At 73.9% G+C, this 22,902-nt stretch carries 26 protein-coding genes; 15 read left to right on the top strand and 11 right to left on the bottom strand.

Annotation, left to right across the window (positions count from 1 at the left end):
* Positions 1-6: 6 nt before the first annotated feature.
* Positions 7-2,253: a primosomal protein N' gene (gene priA / locus FGE12_RS14985; protein WP_370458986.1), complete on the bottom strand. Its 2,247-nt coding sequence runs from the start codon at positions 2,251-2,253 to the stop codon at positions 7-9.
* Between the two features lie 134 nt (positions 2,254-2,387).
* On the opposite strand from priA, the gene FGE12_RS14980 reads away from it, so the two are divergent.
* Genes FGE12_RS14980 through FGE12_RS14965 form a run of 4 tightly spaced genes read left to right on the top strand, consistent with a single transcriptional unit; the run spans position 2,388 to position 5,942 of the window.
* Positions 2,388-3,101, top strand: coding sequence for a TVP38/TMEM64 family protein (locus FGE12_RS14980; RefSeq protein ID WP_228530807.1), 714 nt, complete (start codon positions 2,388-2,390; stop codon positions 3,099-3,101).
* Complete coding sequence (locus FGE12_RS14975; protein WP_194797897.1) at positions 3,098-4,594, top strand: mercuric reductase; 1,497 nt, start codon at positions 3,098-3,100, stop codon at positions 4,592-4,594. Before FGE12_RS14980 ends, FGE12_RS14975 begins: the two co-directional genes overlap by 4 nt.
* Entirely contained in the window at positions 4,591-5,256 is a 666-nt protein-coding gene (locus tag FGE12_RS14970) for a TIGR04282 family arsenosugar biosynthesis glycosyltransferase (protein ID WP_153867155.1), read from the top strand. The genes FGE12_RS14975 and FGE12_RS14970 overlap by 4 nt, the downstream gene beginning before the upstream one ends.
* Positions 5,253-5,942 carry a TIGR04283 family arsenosugar biosynthesis glycosyltransferase gene (locus FGE12_RS14965; RefSeq protein ID WP_194797896.1) on the top strand — a complete coding sequence of 230 codons (690 nt, stop codon included), beginning with the start codon at positions 5,253-5,255 and terminating at the stop codon, positions 5,940-5,942. The genes FGE12_RS14970 and FGE12_RS14965 overlap by 4 nt, the downstream gene beginning before the upstream one ends.
* Here the strand turns inward: FGE12_RS14965 and FGE12_RS14960 are convergent.
* Positions 5,939-6,712 (bottom strand): hypothetical protein, encoded by a 774-nt coding sequence (locus FGE12_RS14960; protein ID WP_153867153.1) that lies wholly within the window; start codon positions 6,710-6,712, stop codon positions 5,939-5,941. The two genes, FGE12_RS14965 and FGE12_RS14960, sit on opposite strands and share 4 nt — an antisense overlap.
* 60 nt (positions 6,713-6,772) lie before the next feature.
* Here FGE12_RS14960 and FGE12_RS14955 point away from each other — a divergent pair, with 60 nt between their 5' ends.
* The gene (locus FGE12_RS14955) at positions 6,773-7,639 is read left to right on the top strand and encodes a hypothetical protein (protein WP_228530806.1); all 867 of its coding nucleotides are present in this window, start codon (positions 6,773-6,775) and stop codon (positions 7,637-7,639) included.
* A gap of 12 nt (positions 7,640-7,651) precedes the next feature.
* Here the strand turns inward: FGE12_RS14955 and FGE12_RS14950 are convergent, their stop codons facing one another.
* Positions 7,652-8,251 (bottom strand): hypothetical protein, encoded by a 600-nt coding sequence (locus FGE12_RS14950; RefSeq protein WP_194797895.1) that lies wholly within the window; start codon positions 8,249-8,251, stop codon positions 7,652-7,654.
* 109 nt (positions 8,252-8,360) lie between these two features.
* On the opposite strand from FGE12_RS14950, the gene FGE12_RS14945 reads away from it, so the two are divergent.
* Positions 8,361-8,732 carry a hypothetical protein gene (locus tag FGE12_RS14945; RefSeq protein ID WP_153867151.1) on the top strand — a complete coding sequence of 124 codons (372 nt, stop codon included), beginning with the start codon at positions 8,361-8,363 and terminating at the stop codon, positions 8,730-8,732.
* Between the two features lie 9 nt (positions 8,733-8,741).
* Here the strand turns inward: FGE12_RS14945 and FGE12_RS14940 are convergent, their stop codons facing one another.
* Positions 8,742-9,653 (bottom strand): RluA family pseudouridine synthase, encoded by a 912-nt coding sequence (locus tag FGE12_RS14940; protein WP_153867150.1) that lies wholly within the window; start codon positions 9,651-9,653, stop codon positions 8,742-8,744.
* 105 nt (positions 9,654-9,758) lie between these two features.
* Here FGE12_RS14940 and FGE12_RS14935 point away from each other — a divergent pair, with 105 nt between their 5' ends.
* On the top strand, positions 9,759-11,279 hold the full coding sequence (locus FGE12_RS14935; protein WP_194797894.1) for a peptidase M3: 1,521 nt from the start codon (positions 9,759-9,761) through the stop codon (positions 11,277-11,279).
* Positions 11,280-11,284: 5 nt separating this feature from the next.
* Here the strand turns inward: FGE12_RS14935 and FGE12_RS14930 are convergent, their stop codons facing one another.
* Positions 11,285-11,632 carry a hypothetical protein gene (locus FGE12_RS14930; RefSeq protein WP_153867149.1) on the bottom strand — a complete coding sequence of 116 codons (348 nt, stop codon included), beginning with the start codon at positions 11,630-11,632 and terminating at the stop codon, positions 11,285-11,287.
* Positions 11,633-11,827: 195 nt separating this feature from the next.
* Positions 11,828-12,886 (bottom strand): hypothetical protein, encoded by a 1,059-nt coding sequence (locus tag FGE12_RS14925; protein ID WP_194797893.1) that lies wholly within the window; start codon positions 12,884-12,886, stop codon positions 11,828-11,830.
* 406 nt (positions 12,887-13,292) lie between these two features.
* On the opposite strand from FGE12_RS14925, the gene FGE12_RS30340 reads away from it, so the two are divergent.
* On the top strand, positions 13,293-13,787 hold the full coding sequence (locus FGE12_RS30340) for a DUF2058 family protein (protein WP_228530805.1): 495 nt from the start codon (positions 13,293-13,295) through the stop codon (positions 13,785-13,787).
* A gap of 75 nt (positions 13,788-13,862) precedes the next feature.
* On the opposite strand, the gene FGE12_RS14915 is transcribed toward FGE12_RS30340, so the two are convergent.
* Complete coding sequence (locus tag FGE12_RS14915) at positions 13,863-15,044, bottom strand: acyl-CoA dehydrogenase family protein (RefSeq protein ID WP_153867146.1); 1,182 nt, start codon at positions 15,042-15,044, stop codon at positions 13,863-13,865.
* A 118-nt stretch (positions 15,045-15,162) separates the two neighbouring features.
* Between FGE12_RS14915 and FGE12_RS14910 the strand changes: the two genes are divergently transcribed.
* Both FGE12_RS14910 and FGE12_RS14905 read left to right on the top strand, forming a co-directional pair.
* Positions 15,163-15,906 (top strand): SDR family NAD(P)-dependent oxidoreductase, encoded by a 744-nt coding sequence (locus tag FGE12_RS14910; RefSeq protein WP_228530804.1) that lies wholly within the window; start codon positions 15,163-15,165, stop codon positions 15,904-15,906.
* Positions 15,903-16,376 carry a hypothetical protein gene (locus FGE12_RS14905; RefSeq protein WP_153867144.1) on the top strand — a complete coding sequence of 158 codons (474 nt, stop codon included), beginning with the start codon at positions 15,903-15,905 and terminating at the stop codon, positions 16,374-16,376. The genes FGE12_RS14910 and FGE12_RS14905 overlap by 4 nt, the downstream gene beginning before the upstream one ends.
* Positions 16,377-16,393: 17 nt before the next feature.
* Here FGE12_RS14905 and FGE12_RS14900 read toward each other — a convergent pair whose 3' ends face one another.
* Positions 16,394-16,921, bottom strand: a complete 528-nt coding sequence (locus tag FGE12_RS14900) for a hypothetical protein (RefSeq protein ID WP_194797892.1) — start codon at positions 16,919-16,921, stop codon at positions 16,394-16,396.
* A gap of 87 nt (positions 16,922-17,008) precedes the next feature.
* Here FGE12_RS14900 and FGE12_RS14895 point away from each other — a divergent pair, with 87 nt between their 5' ends.
* The 3 genes from FGE12_RS14895 to FGE12_RS14885 are packed head-to-tail and all read left to right on the top strand — an operon-like array spanning position 17,009 to position 19,419.
* Positions 17,009-17,410, top strand: coding sequence for a RidA family protein (locus FGE12_RS14895; protein WP_153867142.1), 402 nt, complete (start codon positions 17,009-17,011; stop codon positions 17,408-17,410).
* Between the two features lie 41 nt (positions 17,411-17,451).
* The gene (locus FGE12_RS14890) at positions 17,452-18,249 is read left to right on the top strand and encodes an enoyl-CoA hydratase family protein (protein WP_153867141.1); all 798 of its coding nucleotides are present in this window, start codon (positions 17,452-17,454) and stop codon (positions 18,247-18,249) included.
* Positions 18,250-18,291: 42 nt separating this feature from the next.
* Positions 18,292-19,419 (top strand): acyl-CoA dehydrogenase family protein, encoded by a 1,128-nt coding sequence (locus FGE12_RS14885; protein ID WP_153867140.1) that lies wholly within the window; start codon positions 18,292-18,294, stop codon positions 19,417-19,419.
* A gap of 15 nt (positions 19,420-19,434) precedes the next feature.
* Here FGE12_RS14885 and FGE12_RS14880 read toward each other — a convergent pair whose 3' ends face one another.
* The 3 genes from FGE12_RS14880 to FGE12_RS14870 all read right to left on the bottom strand — a co-directional run bounded on the left by FGE12_RS14880 (position 19,435) and on the right by FGE12_RS14870 (position 21,214).
* A complete protein-coding gene (locus tag FGE12_RS14880) occupies positions 19,435-19,599 on the bottom strand; it encodes a hypothetical protein (RefSeq protein WP_153867139.1) in 165 nt (54 codons plus the stop codon).
* 43 nt (positions 19,600-19,642) lie between these two features.
* Positions 19,643-19,978, bottom strand: coding sequence for a hypothetical protein (locus tag FGE12_RS14875; RefSeq protein WP_153867138.1), 336 nt, complete (start codon positions 19,976-19,978; stop codon positions 19,643-19,645).
* Positions 19,979-20,089: 111 nt separating this feature from the next.
* On the bottom strand, positions 20,090-21,214 hold the full coding sequence (locus FGE12_RS14870) for an aminotransferase class I/II-fold pyridoxal phosphate-dependent enzyme (protein ID WP_153867137.1): 1,125 nt from the start codon (positions 21,212-21,214) through the stop codon (positions 20,090-20,092).
* A gap of 130 nt (positions 21,215-21,344) precedes the next feature.
* Between FGE12_RS14870 and FGE12_RS14865 the strand changes: the two genes are divergently transcribed.
* Positions 21,345-21,833 carry a TlpA disulfide reductase family protein gene (locus FGE12_RS14865; RefSeq protein ID WP_153867136.1) on the top strand — a complete coding sequence of 163 codons (489 nt, stop codon included), beginning with the start codon at positions 21,345-21,347 and terminating at the stop codon, positions 21,831-21,833.
* A 19-nt stretch (positions 21,834-21,852) separates the two neighbouring features.
* Entirely contained in the window at positions 21,853-22,902 is a 1,050-nt protein-coding gene (locus FGE12_RS14860; RefSeq protein ID WP_153867135.1) for an SDR family oxidoreductase, read from the top strand.

The raw sequence follows: 22,902 nt of genomic DNA, 5'->3' as shown, positions 1-22,902 counted from the left end.
GAAAGTCTACAGCATCGCGCCCGGGTCCACGTCGATCACCACCCGGACGCTCGCGGGCACGTCGTCGAGCTTCGATTCCAGGCTGGCGAGCAGGGGGGCGAGCGCGGCGTGGGTGGGCGCCTTGAGCAGCAGCTGCCAGCGCGTCTTGCCGCGGATGCGGCTGATGGGGGCGAGCGCGGGCCCTAGCAGGCGCACCCCGGCGGACGGGGGCGGCATGCGGCGCGCGAGGTGGTCTCCGAGGAAGCGCGCGACGCCCGCGGTCTGCTCCGCGTTCTCCCCCTCGAGCCGGATGGCGGCGAGGCGGGCGAAGGGCGGATAGGCGAGCGCCTTGCGCCACTGCAGCTCCTGCTCGCTGAAGCCGTCGAAGTCGTGGGCGAGCACGCGGCGCACGGGCTCGGCGTCCGGGTTGTAGCTCTGGATGAGGACGCGCCCCGGGTCCTTGCCGCGCCCCGCGCGCCCGCCCACCTGGGTGAGCAGGTGGAAGGTGCGCTCGCCGGCGCGGAAGTCCGGGATGGCGAGCGAGGTGTCCGCCATCACCACGCACACCAGCGTGACGCCGGGGAAGTCGTGCCCCTTGGCCACCATCTGCGTGCCCACCAGCACGTCGATCTCCCGGCGCGCGAAGGCGGCGAGCAGCTCGGTGAGGCGCTCGGCGCTGGTGGCCGAGTCGCGGTCCAGCCGGGCCACGCGCGCGCGCGGCAGCCGCTCGGCGACCTCGGCCTCCACGCGCTCGGTGCCCACGCCCAGGCGCAAGAGCGGCCCGGTGCACTCGCTGCAGCGCTCGGGCACGGCGGTGGCGAGGCCGCAGTAGTGGCACACCACCTTGCCCTGCCCGCGGTGGTGGGTGAGGCACACGTCGCACTCGCTGCACTTGAGCGTGTGGCCGCACACCTCGCAGAGCAGGAAGGTGCTGTGGCCGCGGCGGTTGAGGAAGAGGATGACCTGCTGGCCGCGCTCGAGCGTCTGCTCCATCGCGTCCAGCAGGGGCCGGCTGAGCACCGGCGCCTCCTCGGTGGTGGGTGCGCCCTCGCGCGGGCGCTCGATGCGCAGGTCCACCAGCTCCACCGAGGGCATGGGGCGGTCGTCCACGCGGCGGCGCAGCTCGATGAGCCCGTAGCGCCCGCGCCGCGCGTTCTCCAGCGTCTCGAGCGCCGGGGTGGCCGAGCCCAGCACCACCACCGCGCCGGCCTGCTTCGCGCGCACCACGGCGAGGTCGCGCGCCTGGTAGCGCAGCTTCTCCTCCTGCTTGAAGGAGGGGTCGTGCTCCTCGTCCACCACCACGAGGCCGAGCCGGTCCACCGGCGCGAAGATGGCGCTGCGCACGCCCACCGCGATGTGCACCGAGCCCTTGCGCAGCGCCTGCCAGTGGAAGAGCCGCTCGCGGTCCTTGAGGCCCGAGTGCAGCACGGCCACGTCCGCGCCGAAGCGGCTGCGAAAGCGCCCCACCAGCTGCGGGGTGAGGGCGATCTCCGGCACCAGGATGAGGCTGCCCTTGCCCTGCGCGCGCGCGTGCTCCACCGCGCGCAGGTAGACCTCGGTCTTGCCGCTGCCCGTCACCCCGTGCAGCAGGAAGGGCTTGAAGCCGCCGGCATCCAGCGCCGCCTCGAGCACCTGGCCGGCCGCGGCCTGCTCGGGGGTGAGCTGCGCGGGGCGGCCCTGCGCGAGCCCCTCGCGCACGCCGGGCTGCAGCACCTCCTCCTCCAGCCGCACGAGGCCGCGCTGGGCGAGCTTCTTCAGCGTCTCGCGCGCGCCGGGGATGGCGTGCGCGACCTCCTCGAGCGGCGCCCTTCCCCCCACCGCGAGCAGGTACGCGAGCGCGGCGGACTGTGCGGGAGCGCGCGCGAGTGCCGCGGGCACCTCGGTGGTGAGGGCACGCGCGAAGTGCTGCACGTCGGGGCGCGCCTCGTGCTCCTCCTCGGCCTTGGAGAGGCCCGGGGGCAGCGCGCCGCGGATCACCTCGCCGAGCGGGTAGCGGTAGTGCTCGGCGGCGAAGCGCAGGAGCGCGATGAGATCCGCGGGCAGCGCCGGCGAGGCCTCGAGCACGCTGTGGATGGGCTTGAGGCGCGGCAGGGCCGCCTCGGGCGGCGGCTGCGCGGGGCCCAGGTAGAAGCCGAGCGCCTTGCCGCGGCCGAAGGGCACGAGCACGCGCTGGCCGGGCGCGAGCTGACCGGCGAGCTCCTCCGGGATGCGGTAGGTGAACTCGCCGCGCACGGGGCGGCCGACGGCGACGGAGGCGAGGGAGGGCGAGCTCACGGCAGGCTGCACACTCTACAGGCGGACCCTGACCTGCCCAGTTCCTTGCGCACGGAAGCCTTCGGGTGTGACCGGGCGTGCGGCTCGCGCGTAGAACGCGGGTGAAGCGGCCCCAGGGCCGCGCGGGGAGGCGCATGAGGGCAGGAGCGAAGTGGACGCTGGCGGCGCTGGTCGTGGCGGGGGCGGGGGCGGCGCTGTTCCTGCTGCCGCTGAACCGGTGGCTGCTCGCGCTGGTGGAGCAGATGCGTGGGGCGGGCGGCGCGGGGGCGGCGCTGTACGTCGCGGCCTACGTGCTCGCGTGCGTGCTGCTCATCCCGGGCTCGGTGCTCACGCTCGCCGCGGGCTTCGCCTACGGACCGGTGCAGGGCACGCTGCTGGTGATGGTGGCGAGCATGCTCGGGGCGATGGCCGCCTTCGTGCTGGGGCGCACCGTGCTGCGCGGCCCCATCGAGCGCAGGCTCGCGAGCCAGCCCCGCTTTGCCGCGGTGGACCGCGCGGTGGGGGCGCAGGGCTTCAAGGTGGTGTTGCTCTTGCGCCTCTCGCCCCTCTTTCCCTTCAACCTGCTCAACTACGCGCTGGGGCTCACCCGGGTGCGCCTGGGCACGTACGCGCTCGCCTCGCTCATCGGCATGTTCCCGGGCACCCTGCTCTACGTGTACCTGGGCTCGCTGGTGACGAGCGCCGCGGAGCTCGCGAGCGGGAGGCGCCCGCAGGGGGGTCCCTACGGGCAGCTGCTCTTCTGGGGAGGCCTGGTGGCCACGGTGGTGGCCACCGTGCTCATCACCCGCACGGCGCGCCGCGCGCTCGCGCAGGCGCTGGAGGCCCCGGCCGCGAAGGAGGCCGCGTGAGCGCGCTGCTCGAGGGGGACGCGCACGACGAGGCGCTGCGGCGCCACGTGCACCCGCAGGACTGGACGAACCCCACGCCCGCGGGGCGCTACAACCTCGTCATCATCGGTGGGGGCACGGCGGGGCTGGTGGCGGCCGCGGGCGCCGCGGGGCTGGGCGCGCGGGTGGCGCTGGTGGAGCGCGCGCTGCTGGGCGGCGACTGCCTCAACGTGGGCTGCGTGCCCTCCAAGGCCCTCATCGCGTCCTCGCGGGTGGCGCAGGCGGTGCGCACCGCGGCGCCCTACGGCGTGCACGCGGGCAGCGCGCGCGTGGACTTCGGCGAGGTGATGGCGCGCGTGCGCTCGCTGCGCGCGGGCATCGCGCCGCACGACTCGGCGGCGCGCTTTCGCGAGCTCGGGGTGGACGTGTTCCTCGGGGATGCGCGCTTCGTCGCACGCGATGCGGTGGAGGTGGGGGGCACGCGCCTGCGCTTCTCGCGTGCGCTCATCGCCACGGGCGGACGCGCCGCGGTGCCGCCCATCCCGGGGCTCGCGGAGGTGCCCTACCTCACGAACGAGACGGTGTTCACCCTGACCGCGCTGCCGCAGCGGCTGGTGGTGCTGGGGGGAGGCCCCATCGGCTGCGAGCTCGCGCAGGCCTTCGCGCGGCTCGGCTCGCGGGTGCACGTGGTGTGCGACTCGGGGCTGCTCCCGCGCGAGGACCCGGAGGCCGCGGGCGTGGTGCAGCGGTCGCTCGAGCGCGACGGGGTCGTGCTCCACCTGCAGACGAAGGTGCAGCGCGTTGCCGCCGCCGCCCACCGCGAGGCAGCGCTGCAGGTGCAGCTCGAGGCCTCCGCCCTCGCGTGCGATGCGCTGCTGGTGGCCACGGGCCGCAGCCCCGTGATGGAGGGGCTGGGGCTGGACGCGGCGGGCGTGAGGGCGGGGCCGCACGGCGTGGAGGTAGACGACCACCTGCGCACGAGCAACCCGCGCATCTACGCGGCCGGAGACATCTGCAGCCGCTTCAAGTTCACGCACGCCGCGGATGCGCTCGCGCGGGTCGCGCTGCAGAACGCCCTCTTCCTCGGGCGCAAGCGCGCCAGCGCCCTCGTCATCCCCTGGTGCACGTACACCGACCCGGAGCTCGCGCACGTGGGCCTCGGCGCCGAGGAGGCTTCGAAGCGCCCCGGCACGGTGACGCTCACCGTCCCCTTCTCTTCGGTCGACCGCGCCGTGCTCGAGGGCGAGACGGAGGGCTTCGCGCGCGTGCACGTGGACGCGAAGAGCGGGCGCATCCTGGGAGCGACGCTCGTGGGCGCGCACGCGGGCGAGAGCCTCGGGGAGCTGGTGCTCGCGATGACCGAGGGGCTGTCCCTGGGGGCGCTCGCGAGCACGGTGCTCCCCTACCCCACGCGCGGCGAGGTGGTGAAGAAGCTGGGGGACGCGTGGAACCGGCGCCGCCTCACCCCGCGTACCCACGGGCTGCTCACCCGCTTCCTGCGCCTTCGTCGATGACCCCTCCGGACACCGCCGTCTGCCTCTTCGCCAAACCTCCTCGCGCGGGCGAGGCCAAGACGCGCCTCATCCCGGCCCTCGGGCCCGAGGGGGCAGCGGCGCTCGCGCGCGCCTTCCTTGCGGACACCTGGGCCCTGCTCGAGCAGCTGCCCTGGGCCGAGCCCGTGCTCACCTCCCCCGCGCCCTGGCCCGAGGCGCTGCTGCCCGCTCCGGGCATCGCCGTCTGGCCGCAGGGCGAAGGAGCCCTCGGCGCGCGGCTGGAGCGGGTGCTCGCGCGCGCCCTCGCGCAGCGCCCCTTCGCTATGGCACTGGGCGCGGACAGCCCGGGGCTTCCGGCCGCACACCTCGCGCGGGCGCGCGCCCTGCTCGCCGAGGCGGACGCCGTGCTCGGCCCGAGCGAGGACGGAGGCTTCTACCTGCTGGGCCTGCGCCGGGCGCTGCCGCCGGGCGCCCTCGAGGGGCTGCCGTGGAGCGCGCCCGACACGCTCGCGTGCACCGAGCAGAGGCTGCGCGCGCTCGGCCTTCGCGTGGCGCGCGCCGAGCCCTGGTTCGACGTGGACACGCCTCACGACCTCGAGCGGCTGCGGGCGGCTGGCACGGACGCCCCCGCCACACGCGCGGCGCTGGAGCGGCTCGGACCGCCGGGGCGGCTCGAGCGGTGAGGCTCTCGGTCATCATCCCCACGCTGGACGAGGCGGAGCGCATCGGCGAGCGGCTGCGCGAGCTCGCCGCCATGACGGGCGTGCACGAGGTGTGGGTGGTGGACGGCGGCAGCCGGGACGCCACGCGCGAGCGCGTGCGCGAAGCCCCCGGGGTGCACCTGCTCGAGGCGCCGCGGGGCCGCGCGCGGCAGATGAACGCGGGCGCCGCCGCGGCGAGCGGAGACGTGCTGCTCTTCCTGCACGCGGACGTGGCGCTGCCGCCGGAGGCACCTGCGCACGTGGCGCGCGCGCTCGGGGACACGCGGACGGTGGCCGGCGCCTTCAAGACCTGGACGGTGGCGGACGCGGGAGCGCGCTCGCGGCTGGGGCCGCTGCTGCACCTCGCGGACCTGCGCTCGCGCTACACGCACCTGCCCTACGGGGACCAGGCGCTGTTCGTGCGCGCCGAGGCCTTTCGCGCCGCCGGAGGCTTTCCCGAGCAGCCGCTGATGGAGGACCTGGAGCTCTCGCGCCGGCTGCGGCGGCAGGGGCACATCGCGCGGGTGGACGCGCGCGTGCGGGTGTCCGGGCGGCGCTTCCTCGCGCGCCCCGTCTTCTACTTCCTCGCGGTGAACCTGTTCCCGCTCGCCTACGCGCTGGGGGCCACGCCCGAGCAGCTGCTCGGGCTCTACCGCCACGAGCGCTAGAGGGCGAAGAGGCTGTCGGCGAGCTGCGCGCGGCTGTCGCCCTTGAGCGCGGTGAAGCGCAGGGCGCGCTCGTTGCCGCGCCACACCTCGATGGTGCGCGGCATCCACTCGCCCGTGGTGGGGGAGTCGAAGTCGATGAAGCGCACGTCCCACACGGTGCCGGCCTTGTCGGTGGAGCGCACGCGCGCCGGGCGGAAGGTGTCCTTGTACACCCACAGCTGGGACTTGCCCTCGGCGGGGTCGCCGAGCACGTAGGTCACCTCGCCGCTGAAGCGCGCGAGGCTGGAGCGCTGGGCCGCCACGCCGAGCGAGCGGATGTGCTGCTCGAGCGCGGCGCGCGCCTCGCTGTCCGAGCCCGAGCGCGCGGCGAGCAGCGGGCACACCTGCTCGAGCGCCGCGGAGAGCGCGGCGACCTCGGGGCCCACGCTCTTGCGCCGCCCCGCGTTCATCACCGCGCCCACGCGCTTGCCGTCCGGGGTGCCCACCTCGAGCCGGCAGCGCCCCGGCAGCTTCAGCGAGAGCGTGCCGTCCAGCGACAGCTCGGGGCGGTCCGCGGGGAGCCCCAGCGCGCTCGCGGCCTGGGCCTGCGCGGGGCCCGAGAGGATGGCGGCGCCCTCCACGCGCACGTTGACCAGCTGCAGCTCGGAGCGCGCTTCCACCATCCGCCGCAGGATGGCCCCCTGTGGCAGCACGTACGCGGCGGCGCTCAGGGACACCAGCAGGGCAGCGCCCAGCAGGGCGCGCGAGAAGGTCGAAGGAGAACAGGACATGGCGGCGCGAATGTAGTGGTGGCCCCCCAGTGCTTCAAGACGGATAGGATGCGCGCCGCCATGGCGCGTCCTCTTCCTACCGCTGCCCTCCTCCTCGCCCTCCTCCTGCCCGTCGTGTCGGAGGCCCAGCAGGCATTCACGCGCACCACCCCGGATGCGCTGCGCGAGCTGGGCACCGCGCGCAGCCTGGCCATGGGCGGGGCCTACCGGGCGCTGGGGCTGGGGACGGAGGCGGTGCTGGGCAACCCGGCGGCGCTCGCGCTCTGGCGCACCTACCGCATCGAGGGCACGGGCGCCTACGACACGCACACGAAGGACGGCGTGGGCAGCGTCGGGGTGACGGACGCGGCGAGCGGCCCGCTCGCGGCGGGCTTCGACTACCACTACCTCAGCCTGCGCCCGGAGACGGGGCGGGCCACCGGCCACTTCACCGCGCTGGGGCTCGCGCTGCCCCTCTCGGAGAACTTCTTCATCGGCGCCTCGGGGCGCTACGTCACGCTCGGCGGCATCGACGGCTTCAACGCCGTGAGCGTGGACACGGGCCTGCTGGTGCGCCTGGCGGGCAGCGTGCTCGCGGGCGTGAGCGCGCACAACCTGGTGGGCTCGAACACGAACCTGCTGGGCCGCTACTACTCGGCGCACGTGGGCTACGCGGCCGGGGTGTTCACGCTCGCGACCGATGCGCGCGCCGACTTCACCGGCGACCGCACCCGCTACAACTGGGGCGCCGGCGCCGAGTACATCGTGGCGCAGGCCATCCCGCTGCGCGCGGGCTACTCCCTCGACACCGCCACGCGCGACTCGCAGGTGAGCGTAGGCGCGGGCTTCCTCACCGAGGGCGGCGGCATCGACCTCGCCTACCGCCACGACTTCAGCGACCGCGCGAGCCGCCTGCTCGCGCTCACCTTCAAGATCCAGCTGCAGTAGCGCGCCGGCGCCTCAGTCGAAGTCCAGCACTGCCGTGAGCGAGCCCAGTGCGCCCACGCCGCCGCCTTCGTCCCCGAAGGTCAGCGCGAGGCCCTGCACACTCGCCTCGAGCCCGAGCCGGCAGCGCTCGCCCAGGGCCCAGGGCCTCACGCCGCCGCCCAGGGAGAGCGAGGCGCCATGGCCATCGGACTCGGGGTGCTCGGCGCCGTAGCGGACGGTGGCCACATAGCCGAGCTGCCCCGAGAAGAAGGGGCGCCATCCCGCAGCGGACTCGGCGCGCACCGCGAAGCCCAGGTGCCAGAGGGCGTCCGTGGCCCGGTCCGTCACCACGAGGTGGGCACAGGTCGCGTCCGTGCAGCGCTCCTCCACTGCCCGGCCCGGAAAGAGCGTGAGGCCTCCCTCCACCCCCACGTGGACGGGGAAAGCGCCCCCCGTGAGCAGCTGCCCGCGCACGGTGGCTCCCGGATCCACGGCGCCCGTGAGGGTCAGCGCCGGTCCCACCGCGAGGCCCAGGCGCGGCGCAGCGACCGCGCTCCCGGCACACGGAAGGAGCACCAGCAGCAGGGCGCGAAGGCCTCGGGACACCGCCCTCCAGGATTTCTCGGATTGCATGGCATCCGCTCTAACAGGCCGGCGCGGCAGCGGTCACCCGCCCCTGCCTCCGAACGTGTTCGGGGCTGAACCCGGGCCGAGGACGGCCGGTGCTACGCTCGTGGGTGCCATGCGGGAGCTCGCACTCGTCGTCGCCATCGCGCTGGGCCTGCTGGGCCTGGGCGTCCTCGCGCAGCTGCCCTTCGACGCGGCGCTGCACTGGGGTGCGCTGCTCACGGCCGGGGGGCTCGCGCTGGGCGTGCCCACGGGCATCGCGTACCACGTGCAGCTGGCGCGGGTGCTCTCGCGGCGCGGCGCGCTGCCTGCGGGCTGGTACTGGAGCCCCATCGCGCTGCACCCGCGGCTGCGGCCCGCGGAGCGGCCCGGCGTGCTCCTGTGGTGCGGCGCGGGCGCGGTGGGCTTCGCCGTCACGGCCCTGGGGCTCGCGGTGATGGGCGTGCCCACGCTCCTGCTGCTGGTGCAGCTCTCTCGCGGCGCCTAGCGCGCGCGCTCAGGCGGGCGCTGCGACTCCGGCTGAGTCGAAGAAGCGCGCGAGATCCGCGGGCACCGGCGAGACGAGGCGCAGCGCGGCGCCGCTCACCGGGTGCGCGAGCTCGAGCACCTGCGCGTGCAGGAGGCAGCGCGGCGCCTCGAGCCCCGCGGCCCGCGCCGCGCCGCCGTAGCGCGCATCGCCGAGGATGGGCGCGCCCAGCGCCGTGAGGTGCGCGCGCAGCTGGTGCGTGCGCCCCGTCTGCGGCAGCAGCAGCACGAGGCAGAAGGCCTCGCCCGCGTGCAGCGTCTCGTAGTGGGTGAGCGCGGGCACGCCGTTGGCCTGGCGGGTCGCGCGGTAGCGGCCCGGGCGTTGGGGGTCCTTGGAGAGCGGCAGGTCCACGGTGCCGCGCGGCGGAAGGCCGGGCCCGCAGGCCGCGAGGTAGCGCTTCTTCGCCGTGCCCTCGCGAAACTGCGCCGCGAGCGCGGAGGTGGCCGCGGGCGTCTTGCCGAACACGGTGACGCCGCTCGTCTCGCGGTCCAGCCGGTGCACGAGCCCCGCCTGCGCACCGAGGTGCGTGGAGGCGAGGTCCACGAGGCTCGCGCCCACCCGCCCCTCGGTGGGCTGGGCGGTGACGCCCGCGGGCTTGTCCACCGCGAGCAGCGCCGCGTCCTCCCAGAGCACGCGCAGGGGTGAGGGTGCAGCGGCCGGCGCGAGCGCACTCTCGCCCCCCTCCTCCAGCACCACCATGACCACGGGCGCGGCCGCGAGCGCAGCCCCCGGGTCCCGGCAGCGCCGGCCCGCGAGGTACACCGCCCCCGCCTCCACGAGCGCGCGCGCCTCGGGGCCGGGCAGCGAGAGCTCACGCGCCACGGCGTCGGCGAGCGTGAGCCGGGAGAGCGCGCCCTCCGCGCGAAAGGTGCGGCGCTTCATGGCAGGGGGCCCTGGGCAGGCGAGGGAGGGAGCACGGTGCGGGGCACTGTAGCGGTGCGCGGACGCTCGCGCAGCGCGCGCGAGCTGCTAGCTTGCACGGCCGCCATGGACCGTCCCCTGCACTCCCTGCACGCGCGGCTGGACGACTTTCTCACCGAGCTCGCCACGCTGCACTACCGCCACGGCGCGGGGCTCAGCCCCACCCTGCCGCTGGCCGACCTCTACCGCTCCTTCCCGGAGCTCTCCTCGCAGGAGGCCTTCGCCGAGCTGGGCGAGGGCATCGCGCGGGCGAGCGCGCGCGGCGAGGGCGTGACGGTGCGCAGGCTCTCGCTGCTGCGCGAGCGGGTGGCCGCCGAGGTGGAGGAGGCGCTCGGGGCGCGCGCCGCCGAGCGCGTGGCGGCGCACGAGGCGCAATCCCAGCTCGCGGTGGACGACCGCGCGCTCTCGCTCTCCGAGGCGCTCTCGCAGCTGCCGCGCGAGCCGCACCGGGGCCGGCGCGGGCTGCTCGAGCGCGCCGCGGGGAGCTTCCTCTGGGAGGCGCGCGGGCTGTACGGCGACCGGCGCGAGGCGGCGCTGCGCGCGGCCGAGCGCCTGGGCTTCCCGGACTACCTCGCCCTGCAGGAGGCGGTGACGGGCATCGCGCTCGCGCCCCTGCTCGAGCAGGCCGAGGCCACGCTGAAGGCCACCGAGGACGCGTACCGCGACCTGCTCGGCTACGTGCTCAAGAAGGTGGACCCGCTCCTGCGCCCGCTGCCCGCGGGCGGCGCGCACCGGCACGACCTGCAGTACGCGCTGCGCGCGCCGTGGATGGCCGAGCACTTCCGGCGCGAGGACCTGGGCCCCGCGCTGCGCCACTTCCTCATGGACATGGGCTTCGACACGCCCCAGCAGCGCTACATCCGCCTGGACGACGAGGCCCGCGAGGGCAAGAGCCCGCGCCCCTTCGTCGTCGCGCTGCAGGTGCCGCGCGACGTGCGCCTGGTGGTGCAGCCGCACGGCGGGCTCGACGCCCTGGGGGCGCTCCTGCACGAGTACGGGCACGCCCAGCACCTCGCGCACGTGGACGACGGGCTCCCGGTGGAGCTGCGGAGGCTCTCCGACCCCTCCGTGACCGAAGGGGTGGCGGCACTGTTCGACCGGCTGCCCGCGGATGCCGGCTGGCTCAAGCGCTACCTGCGCCTGCCCACCTCGCCCGCGACGGACGGCGCGCGGCTCGCGGCCTTCGGAGCGCTCGCGGTGCTGCGCCGCCACTGCGCGAAGCTCGCCTACGAGCGCTCGCTCAGCCTGCGGGGACCGTCCGAGGAGCGGGCGGAGGAGTACGCCGAGGGGCAGCGGCGTGCGCTCGCCGTGGAGCCGCACGCGGGCTTCTTCCTCTTCGACGTGGACCCGCAGCTCTACGGGGCGCGCTACCTGCGCGGCTGGGCGCTGGAGGCGCGCCTGCAGCGCCACCTCACGCAGCGCTTCAACGAGGACTTCTGGCGCAACCCGGCCGCCGGCGCCTGGCTGCGCACGCTGTTCGCGCGCGGCGGAGCGCTGGACGCCGAGGCGCTGGCGCAGGAGCTCTCTGCAGAGCCCCTGAGTCTGCCCGAGGCGGGAGCGCGGCTGGTCGCCGTGCTCAACGCCTGAGGGGACTACTTCTTCTTGCGCAGGGCGCGGACGATCTTGTCCTTCGTCTGGTTCACCGCGGCGCTGCTCACGCGCTGGGCCGCGGCGGCCGCCGGCTTGGTGTTGCTCGCCGTGCGGGTCTGGCCGGTGCGCGCGCGCATCGCCTTCATCAGCTGCATCTCGATGACGAGCAGCTCGTCCTCGAGCTCGGCGTTGCCCGCCGCAGCGCGCGGGAGGGGCGCGGCCACGTCCGCCGCAGCGCCGTGGCGCATGCGGACGACCTTCTCCTCCTCGGCGCTCAGGGTACGGGCCTTGCCGAGCGCACCCTTGAGCTCCTTCGCCGTCACCGTGCTGCTACCGACCTTGCGCTCCATCTGCCGCTCCCTTTCGAACCCCTGAACATCCATTCATGTCGGATGCGGCCGAGCCGCAACCTGTGAGGATTGTAGAGGGTGCAAGAACGAGATCAAATTTTCTTCCAACACCCCGCTGCCACCCTGTAGCAGCACACGTTTCCCCCTACTCCAGGACGGGGTGGGGGCGGACCCCGCAGGGGGGCCCGGGCGGGGTCAGTTGTTGTCATCGTCCTCATCGGGCTCGGCGCCGCCCGGAGGGGTGCCGGCGTCCGGCTTCGCGGGGCCCGAGCGCGGCACGCCGAAGCGGTCCAGCGCGTCCGCGATGCCCTGGGGCTTGTCCGCATCCGGCAGGAAGGTCTCGGGGGGCTTGAGGCGCGGGTCCTTGCCGATCTCCGTGCGGGCGCTGTCCAGGGTCATGTGCAGCTCGGCCTCGCCCACCCCGGCGTCGCCGCCCTTGCCGTCGCCGGGAACGGAGAGGCGCCCGTCCAGCGTGGCCTTGAGCACCACGGAGGTCTGCGCATCCACCCACACCTCGCCGGTGAGGCTGCGCGGCTCGCGCAGGGCGAAGAAGGCGGCGCGGCGGCGCGAGGTGTCGTCGCGGCCGTTGCGGGGGTTGAGCGCGGCGGGGAGCTCGGCCGCGTCCGGGGTGGCCTCGCCGGGGGTGGCGGGCGCGAGGCTCACCGCGTAGCGCTGGGCGCTGCGGCCCTCGTGCGTGCCCGCGCCCTGGGGGCTGAGCTTGAGGCGGCCGCGGAACAGCTCGTCGAAGTCGTGCAGCGCGCCGGTGAGCTCGGCGCGGGTGCGCTCGGCGATGCCGCGGTCGCGCGAGCGCAGGCGGAAGGTGCCGTAGCGGTTGCGCGCGTAGACCTTGCCGCCCACGCGCAGGACCTCGAGCCCCTGGTCGCGGCTGTTCTCCATCACGCCGTGGAAGTCGCCGCTCACGCCGCCCGGCCCCGCGCGCAGCGTGCGCTTCTCCACGAGCTTCACCGAGCCGCCGGCGCCCGAGGCCCACTCGGTCACCAGGTCCGCCGTGTACAGGTGGGGCCCGAGCCGCTCCGTCACCTCGGCCGCGTCCATGCCGAGCACGCGCCGCGCGACCGCCGGGTCGTCCGCCACGCCCTCGGGGGGCAGCTTCTGCGCCGCCGCGGTCACCGTCTGGGGCGGGGCCTCGGGCGAGAAGATGCGCTGCTTGGCCGCCTTGTCGACGGGGTCCTGGCACGCAGGCAGCGCCAGGCTGAGGGTGGCGACGAGGAGGGAGTTCTTCAGACGGCTCACGGCTCTGCTCACGGTTTCTCCCGAAGGGGGAAGGGGCAAGTTAGATGGGGCGCACAGGGGGGAGCAAGGGACGGCTTGCCTCTGCTGGCACAAGGGATAGAACGCGGGGCGCATGCAGAACCTGCGCGACAAGCTCCTGAAGGCCGGCCTCGTCACCGAGGACCAGGCGAAGAAGGTCGAGACGGCGGCCCCGAGCCGCCCTGCCCCCTCCCCGTCGAGGCGCGACGAGGGGGGTGCGGGTGAACGCGGGCCACGCCGGGAGGAATCCCGGGGACCGCGCCGCGACGATCACCGCCCCCGCCGCGACGAGGGCCGCGGAGGCCCTCCGCCCCGGCGCGAGGGTGGCCGCCCCTCCTTCGGCCGGCCGTCCGCGCCGGCTGCTCCCCCGGTCCCCAAGCTGCCGCCCATGCCGGGCTCGCGCGAGGCGCAGCGCCTGGAGAGCAAGAAGCAGCAGGAGCTGGCGCGCGCGCTGCGCGAGCTGGTGCTCGGCAACCAGGTGCCCGTGGACGTGGGCGCCAGCGTCTTCTACTTCATGACCCGCAAGGGCAAGCTGCGCCGGCTCGAGCTCACCGAGGCCCAGGCGAAGCAGCTCGAGGAGGGCGCGCTCGCGGTGGTGGAGCGCCCGGAGCCCGCGCAGATCGAGCACTCGCTGGTGCCCGCGGCGGCCGCCGAGAAGATGTACGCGCTGAGCCAGAAGTCGGTGCGCTTCCTCAACCGCAAGGACTCGCCCATCGGCTTCATGGACGACTCGGCGCTCAAGGCGCAGCAGGAGGCCGAGGCCGCCGGCACCGCGCAGGAGACGCCGGATGACGAGCCGGAGGCCGCTGGCGCCGAGCCGGAGGCCGCCGAGCCCGAGGCCGCTGCCGAGACCTCCGAAGCCACCGAGCCCCAGCCGAGCTGAAGGTCCGCGCTCCCCCGGGAGAGCAGCAGCGGAGGGCCCCGCGGTGAGCACCCCGGGGCCCTTCGTGCATCCGGGCTACGGGTTGAACGCGTCGATGCCCGTGATCGCCTTGCCCAGCACCAGCGTGTGCACCTCGTGGGTGCCCTCGTAGGTGTACACGCTCTCGAGGTTGAGCATGTGGCGGATGGGCGGGTACTCGTCCGTGATGCCGTTGGCGCCGTAGATGCCGCGCGCGACGCGGGCGATCTCCATGGCGCTCTTCACGTTGTTGCGCTTCGCGAGGCTCACCATCGTGGGCGTCGCCTTGCCCTCGTCCTTGAGCCGGCCGAGCCGCAGCGAGAGCAGCTGCGCCTTCACGATCTCCGTGAGCATGTCGGCGAACTTCTCCTGCGTGAGCTGGTAGCCGGCGATGGGGCGGTCGAACTGCACGCGGGACAGCGCGTACTCGCGCGCGCCCTCGAAGCAGGCGATGGCCGCGCCCGTCACGGCGAAGGAGATGCCGTAGCGCGCGTTGTTGAGGCAGCTCAGCGGGCCCTTGAGCCCCTTCACGCCGGGCAGCATGTTGCGCTCCGGAACGCGCACGTCCTGGAAGGCGAGCTCGGCGGTGGCCGAGGCGCGCAGGGAGAACTTGCCGGGGATCTCGCGCGCCGTGAAGCCCGGCATCCCCTTCTCCACGATGAAGCCGCGGATGGACTCGGGGCCGCCGTCGTCCGTCTTCGCCCACACGATGGCCAGGTCTGCGAAGGTGCCGTTGGTGATCCACGCCTTGCTGCCGTTGAGCACCCAGTGGTCCCCGTCCTTGCGCGCGCGCGTGCGCATCCCGCCGGGGTTGGAGCCGAAGTCCGGCTCGGTGAGGCCGAAGCAGCCGATGAGCTTGCCCTTGGCCATGCCGGGCAGGAAGCGCTCCTTCTGCTCCTCGCTGCCGTAGGCGTGGAGGGGGTACATGCACAAGGAGCCCTGCACGCTGGCGAAGGAGCGCAGCCCGGAGTCGCCCCGCTCGAGCTCCTGCAGCACCAGGCCGTAGGTGACGTTGTTCATCCCCGCGCAGCCGTAGCCGTGCAGGTTCGCGCCCAGCACGCCCATCTCCGCGATGCGCGGGATGAGGTGCATGGGGAAGGTGCCGTCGCGGAAGTGCTTGCCGATGATGGGCAGGTACTCGCGGTCGATGAACTGCGCCACCGTGTCGCGGGCGGCCTTCTCCTCGTCGGACAGCAGGTCGTCGATGCGGTAGAGGTCCGTGACTTCCGCGCGGGGCATGTGCGTCCTCGAGTAGGGGTTGCGGCGGCTTGTAACCCCCACCTCCAGGGCAGTCAAACGCGCCCGGCCGGGTATGCTGCGGCGCACGATGGCTCCTTCGGCGACTTCGAACAGGCGGATGGCAGTGGTCACCGGCGCGAGCCGCGGCATCGGGCGCGCCATCGCGCTCGCCTTCGCGCGCGAGGGTTATGGGGTGTGGGCGCTCGCCCGCTCGCGCGAGCAGCTTCAGGGGCTGCAGCAGGAGGCCGGTGACGCGGTGCGCCCGCTCGAGGTGGACGTGGCCGACGAGGCCTCGCTGCTCGCCGCCTGCCGCACCGTGCTGGAGCTGGGCCCGCCCGCGGTGCTGGTGAACAACGCCGGCATCGCGCTCGCGGCGCCGCTCGGCAAGACCTCCACCCAGGACTATGCGCGGCTCATGGCGGTGAACGTCACCGCGCCCTTCCTCCTCTGCCGCGAGCTGATGCCCGCGATGGCGGCGGCCGGCGGCGGCCGCGTGCTGAACATCGCCTCCACCGCGGCCGTGAAGGGCTTTCGCTACACGAGCGCGTACTGCGCCTCGAAGCACGCGCTGCTCGGGCTCACGCGCGCGCTCGCGGTGGAGTACGGCAAGAAGAACGTCACCGTGAACGCCGTGTGCCCGGGCTGGGTAGAGACGGACATGCTCACCGCTGCCACCGGCAACATCAGCAAGGCCACCGGGCGCAGCGAGGCCGAGAGCCGCGAGGCGCTCGCGTCGATGAATGCGATGGGCCGCATCATCCGGCCCGAGGAGGTCGCTGCGGTGTGCCTCTTCCTCGCCTCCGAGGCAGCGGCCGCCGTGACGGGCGCCACCTACGCGATCGACGGTGGGGAGACGGTATGAAGCGCCTCCTCCTGCTCCCCGCGCTGCTCGTCCTCTGTGCCTGCTCCCAGGTGCGGCTGCACCCCCAGTTCGAGCGGCAGTGGGAGGACCTCTACGGCTGCGCGCGCAGCACCACCGGCGAGGGCGAGGCGCAGCAGAAGTGCGCCGGGAAGTACGCGGACGTGGAGATCACCGGTCGCCTCGCCACGGTGGTCCCGATGTCCAACGGCAACGCGCGGCTGGACGTGGACGGCGTGCTGGACGCCACCACCCCGCGCGAGAAGTCCCACGTGGTGACCTGCATCCTGACGCCACCGCTCGATGTGCGGCGCATCAACTCCCTGGTGGCGCGCAAGACGTGGGTGACGGTGCACGGGCCGCTCATCCAGGTGGCCTCGAACGCCTCGGGCAACACCCTGCTCCTCGCACCCTGCGAGCTGAACGACACCGCCGAGGGACCGCCCGAGGTCGCCACGTCGCAGGCGGAGTGAGCGGCTGAGCCCGCGCGTCAGTGACGCAGCGCGGGGCGGTGGTGCTCGCCGAGCAGCACCGAGGCAAGCAGCGCGAGCAGCATGAGCACGCCCGCGCCTACTGCGGCGTAAATCGGAAGGAAGAGGAGGAGCAGCGCGGCCTGCGCGTCGGAGGCGAGCCAGCGCCAGCTCTCCACCTGCGCCGCGAGCGCGAGGAGCGGAAAGGCCACGGTGCCTACCTGCAGCATCCTGCGCACGGGCACGAACCGGTGGGCCAGGCGCTGCAGCAGGACGTGCAGCGACGCGAACGCAACCAGCGGCGTGAGCGCAAAGGCCGTCGCGAGGGCGTACGCGAACAACGCCGAGGGTTGGCGGGTGACGAGGTCGTGCAGCGCGCCCTTGTTCCAGAGAGCGTCTGCCACCAGCGCGCCGGCCGCGTGCACGGTGACTCCGGCCAGCAACATGAGGATGGGGACCTGATGACGTCGGTGCATGGGCTGCCTCCCTATGGGGGCAACCCTGGCCTCGACCTGTTCTTCAGCGTGAGTAACTAACTGTGGGCTCATCCATCACTCCCAGGAATCGATTCCGGCACGCGACGCTGCCAGCCCCGCCCGCTACAGTGCTCGCTCCCCACCGAGGAGGATGTTGCCATGCCTGGACCCACCGTCGTGCAGCCGCCCGGCTGGGCTCGCCCCAAGGGGTACGCGAACGGCATCGTCGCCGAGGGGCGCATGCTCTTCGTCGGCGGGCAGATCGGGTGGGACCCCACGAGCGAGACGCCCCGCTTTCCCGAGGGCTTCGCGGCGCAGTTCGAGCAGGCGCTCGCCAACGTGCTCGCGGTGGTGCGCGAGGCCGGCGGCGCACCGGAGAGCATCGCGCGGATGACCGTGTACGTGACGGACAAGCACGCGTACCTCGCCGCGGCGAAGGAGATCGGTGGAGCGTGGCGCAAGCTGCTCGGCAGGCACTACCCCGCCATGGCGCTGGTGCAGGTCGCCGCGCTGCTCGAGGACCGTGCGCTGGTGGAGATCGAGGCCACCGCGGTGCTCTGAGCGGGGACAGGCCTCGCCCCAAGTGCGCTAGAAGGTGGGCCATGCAGACGCCCACGTCCTTTCGCTTCGAGGTGCAGGACCGGGTCGGGGTCATCACCTTCACCCGGCCCGACATGCTCAACGCGCTGACCTTCGAGGTCTACCGCGAGCTCACCGACCTCTTCTTCGCGCTCGAGCGCGAGCCCTCCGTCGCCAGCGTGGTCATCACTGGCGAGGGCCGCGGCTTCTGCTCCGGCGGAGACGTGAACAGCATCATCGGCGAGCTGTTCAGCCGGGACATGCCGGGCCTCGTCGAGTTCACCCGGATGACCTGCGACCTCATCAAGAACATGCGCGCGCTGCGCAAGCCCATCGTCGCCGCGCTCAACGGCACGGCGGCGGGCGCAGGCGCCGTCATCGCGCTCGCCTCCGACCTGCGCGTGGCGAGCGAGAAGGCGAAGATTGCCTTCCTCTTCGTCAAGGTGGGCCTCGCGGGTGCCGACATGGGCGCCGCGTACCTGCTCCCGAAGATCGTCGGCCTCGGCCGCGCCACCGAGCTGCTCTACTTCGGCGACGCGATCGACGCCGCCACCGCCGAGCGCTACGGCCTCTTCAACCGCGTGGTGCCCCCCGAGCGCGTGCTCGAGGAGGCCATGGCCTGGGCCCGCCGCCTCGCCGACGGCCCGCGCTTCGCGCTCGGGATGACGAAGGAGCTGCTCAACGGCGAGCTGAACTCGGACCTCTACGGCGCGCTGGACAACGAGGCGCGCGCCCAGGCCGTCTGCATGCAGACCCAGGACTTCCGCGAGGCATACGAGGCCTTCGTCGCGAAGCGGCCCGCGAAGTTCACCGGACGGTAGGACGGACCTCTCTCACGCACGTCGCTCCAGGAGCTGGAACCCATGACCGAGGTCGGACTGCTGGAGCCGCGACACCTCGCCCTCGCGCTCGAGGCGCGCGCCGCCTACCGCTCGCTCGCGCCCCTCGCGGACGCCCACGAGCCCGCGGAGCTCGCGCGCGCCGTGGCGGCGCTCGGCCACTACGTGCACCTGGTGCCCGCGGCCTACGGCGGCGCGAGCGCGCGCGTGGACGTGCGCACGCTGTGCGTCTTGCGCGAGGAGATGGCCTCGGTGAACGCCGCCGCGGACTCGCTCTTCGCGGTGCAGGGGCTGGGCAGCCACCCCGTGGTGCTCGCGGGCAATGACGCCCAGCGCTCGGCGCTGCTGCCGCGCGTCGCTCGCGGCGAAGTGCTCTTCGCCTTCGCCCTCACCGAGCCCGAGGCCGGCTCGGACGTGGCCGCGCTCTCCACCCGCGCGACCCGCGACGGCGACGCGTACGTGCTGCACGGCCACAAGCGCTTCATCTCCAACGCGGGCGTCGCCACGCACTACACCGTCTTCGCGCGCACCGGCGAGGGCGCGCGCGGCATCTCCGCCTTCGTGGTGCCCGCGGATGCGCCGGGCTTGCGCGTCTCCACCGAGCTCAAGCTCATGGCCGAGCACCCCATCGGAGAGCTGCACTTCGAGGGCTGCCGCGTGCCGGCCTCGGCGCGCCTCGGCGAGGAGGGCCAGGGGATGAAGCTCGCCCTGGGCACGCTGGACATCTTCCGCTCCACCGTGGGCGCGGCGGCCGTGGGCATGGCGCGCCGCGCGCAGGAGGAGGCGCTTCACTACGCACGCACGCGCCGCCAGTTCGGCGCGCCGCTCGCGGAGCTCCCCGCGGTGCAGGCGCTGCTCGCGGACAACGCGGTGGAGCTGGAGGCCGCGCGGCTGCTCGTGCACAAGGCCGCGGCGACGAAGGACGCCGGCGCCGAGCGCATCACCTACGAGGCCGCGGTGGGCAAGCTCTTCGCCACCGAGGCCGCGCAGCGCATCGTGGACCGCGCGCTGCAGGTGCACGGGGGCAACGGCGTGGTGCGCGGCATGGCCGTGGAGCGGCTCTACCGCGACGTGCGCGCGCTGCGCATCTACGAGGGCGCCTCCGAGGTGCAGCGCCTCGTCATCGCGCGCGAGCTGCTCAAGCGCGGGTGAGGGCCCGCCCGGGGCTCAGCGGCCCTCGGGAGGCGGCGGCTTGTCCACGTTGGGCTCGGGGCGCGCGGGCTTCTGGGCGCGCCCCTGGCTCGCACCGATGAGCGACTGCGAGTGGCTCGCGCACGCCGAGCCCAGGAACAGGACGGCCAGCAACGACGTCACGACGGACGACGCTCTCATCGGACTCTCCCGTGTTGGAACGGCATGAGGAGACGCGAGGCGCTCAGTGGGGGGCGACGTACACGGTGACGTTCGACCCGTCCTTGGCGCCGTACTGCAGGCCCGTCTGCGGATCGATCGGCGGCCGATCGCGCCAGTCCTGCGCGCGCGCGTAGATGGCCTCGGGCCTGCCCTCCATGAGCACGGCGCTGTAGGGGGTGCTGAGGTAGCGGTAGTCCACGAGGCCCTGGAAGCTGGACAGGTGCCACCTGCTCTGCGGCTGCAGGTAGCCCGCGCGCAGCTCGTGGGCGCGCCACTGGGCCCAGGAGCTCGTTCCCGTGAGGCCGTAGACATCGCCCCTTGTGCCTCCGCCGGTGGCACAGCCCGTCGTCGACAGCACCAAGACTCCCACGCATCCTGCGAGCCAGCCGCGCTTCATGGCGTCCTCCCGGGTCGGATTGAGTGTCGGTGTCTCAATGCCTGGATACCCCGCACATATCGATAAGCACGCTCAGGCCGGAGTGCTCGAGGCAACGAAGCGCTCCAGACGCTCGAGTGCCTCGGGGAGGGAGGAGCGGCCGAAGCCGAGCCGGAAGTGGTCGCCGGGGAAGTCGTAGACGCTGCCGGGAAGCAGCAGCACGCCCTCTTGCTCCACGAGTCGCTGGCAGAAGCGGTCCACGGGCCCGCCCTGCAGCAGCCGGGGGAAGGCCACGCTGCCCGCGCGCGGGCGCACCCAGCCGAAGCGCTCCGCGTGGCGGGCGAAGAAGGCGTCGAGCAGGCCGAGGTTCCCCTCGAGCAGCGCGCGGCTGCGCGCGAGCACCTGCTCCTTCGCGCGCAGGGCGATGAGCGCGAGCACCTCGCTGGGGGCCGAGTTGCAGATGGTCGTGTAGTCCTTGAACGCCGCGATGCGCGCGCGCAGCCCCGCGTCCTTCAGCGCGAGCCACCCCACGCGCAGCCCCGCGAGCCCGAAGGCCTTGGACATCACCCCGAGGCTCACGCCGCGCCCCGGCAGCTCCACCGCGGCGGGGAGCCGGTCCGCGGGCGCGTACTCGAGCAGCCGGTACACCTCGTCCGAGAGGAGCACGATGCCCCGCGCCGCGCACAGCGCCCCGAGCGCCTCGAAGGCCGCGCGCGGCGGCAGGGCGCCGGTGGGGTTGTGCGGGAAGTTCACCACCACGCAGCGGGTGTTCGGCTTCAGGGCGCGCTCGAGCGCTTCCACATCGAGCTGCCAGCCGTCCTCGGGGCGCAGGCGCAGCAGCGCGACGTCCGCGCCCGTCGCGCGCGCCACCTCGTAGAGCGACTGGTAGCCCGGCCAGGTGACGAGCGCGTGGTCCCCCGGGCCGAGCAGGACGTTGAGCAGGACAAAGAGCGCCTCCTGCGCGCCGCCGAAGGTGAGCACCTCCTCGGGCGCCACGCCCGCGTAGAGCCCGGCGATCGCCTCGCGCAGCGCGGGCAGGCCGGTGCTCTCGGTGTAGCCCAGCGTGAGCGCCTCCCAGCGCGAGCGCGCGTCGTCGTCCGCGAGCGCGAGCAGGTCGGCCATCCGCCAGCCCTCGATGTCCGAGCTGCACAGCAGGTAGGGAGCGGAGAACTCCCACTTCGCGAAGTACCGCTCGAGCTTGAAGTCGGGGATGCGCATGGTCTCGTCAGTCTCCTCGGCCCGGGGGCGGGCGACCAGCCCCGCGAGGGCCGCTGGCCACAGGTCACCGGGCACCGATGCATAGCTTCGAGGGGCTGCCCTCCACCCCCTGCCCCGCCGAGGTGTCCGCATGCCACCGCACCGAGTTCCGCTCACCCTGCTCGACCCCGATGGCGGCTGGGTGAATGCGCCGGTCCACGTCTCCGAGCTGCACAACCGTCCTGTCCTGCTGCACTTCTGGTCCACGAACTGCAAGAGCTGCAAGGAGCAGCTGCCCTCGCTGCACAAGCTCATCGCGGAGTTCGAGCCGCGGGGCCTGCGCGTCATCGGCGTGCACGTCCCGCTCGACGAGAACGAGGCCGCGCTGGACACCAACGTCATCGAGACGGAGGCGCGCCGCCTCAACCTCAAGCACCCCATCGCGGTGGACGACGGCTCCATGGCGCAGGCCTACGGGGTGAAGGCCATTCCCGCGTTCCTCGTGTTCGACGCGAACCCCGAGCTGCGCCACCAGGTCTCCGGCGAGAAGGCGATGGGGCACCTGCGCTCGGCACTCGAGCGCGCCCTGGAGGAGAAGCCGCACGAGCCCCACGGCGACATCACCGCCAGCGCGCCCTGACCCCGGAGAAAGACCGCCCATGGCCGACCGCTCCCGGACCCTCTCCCTCCTGCGCAACGCCGCCGCCGCGTCCCTGGGCGCCGCGGTGGGACTGCGCGCCACGCTCAGCCACCGCTACGCCTTCCGCGGCCGCACGGTGCTCATCACCGGAGGCTCGCGCGGCCTCGGGCTGGTGCTCGCCCGGCACCTCGCGGCCGAGGGCGCGCGCCTCGCCCTGTGCGCGCGCGACGAGGACTCGCTCGCGCGTGCCCGAGAGGAGCTCGAGCGCCTGGGCGCCGAGGTGTTCACCCAGGCCTGCGACGTGCGCGAGCGCGCCCAGGTGCAGGCCCTGGTGGACGCGGTGCAGGCGCGCTTCGGCAGCGTGGACGTGCTGGTGAACAACGCGGGCGTCATCCAGGCGGGCCCGCTCGAGTCGATGACCGAGGAGGACTTCGCCGAGGCCATGGACACGCACTTCTGGGGCCCGCTGCACGCGACGCTCGCGGTGCTGCCCCAGATGAAGGCGCGCCGCGAGGGCCGCGTCGTCAACATCTCCTCCATCGGCGGCAAGCTCGCGGTGCCGCACCTGGTGCCCTACAGCGCGAGCAAGTTCGCGCTGGTGGGACTCTCGGACGGCCTGCGCGCGGAGCTGCGCCGCTACGGCATCGTGGTGACCACGGTGTGTCCGGGCCTCATGCGCACCGGGTCCCCTCGCAACGCGGACTTCAGGGGCGACAGCGAGGCCGAGTACACCTGGTTCTCGCTGAGCGACTCGCTCCCGCTGTTCTCGATGAGCGCGGAGCGCGCGGCGCGCAAGATCCTGCGCGCCACCCGCCGCGGCGACGCCGAGGTGGTGCTCAGCGTTCAGGCGAAGGTGGGCGCCCTCTCGCGCGCGCTCGCCCCCAACCTCACCGCCGGCGTGCTCGCGCTCGCGGCGCGCGCCCTGCCCCAGGACGCGAGCCCCGAGAGCGCGAAGGGCCGCGACAGCGAGACCCCGCTCAGCCGCTCGTGGCTCACGCTGCTCACCCAGCGCGCCGCGCGGCGCAACAACGAGGTGGGGCCGCAGGAGAGCGCGGCCTCGGTGCACTGA

Origin of the sequence: Aggregicoccus sp. 17bor-14, from assembly GCF_009659535.1 — a bacterium.
Taxonomy (GTDB): Bacteria; Myxococcota; Myxococcia; order Myxococcales; family Myxococcaceae; genus Aggregicoccus.
This window is presented reverse-complemented; position numbering and strand designations above follow the sequence as displayed.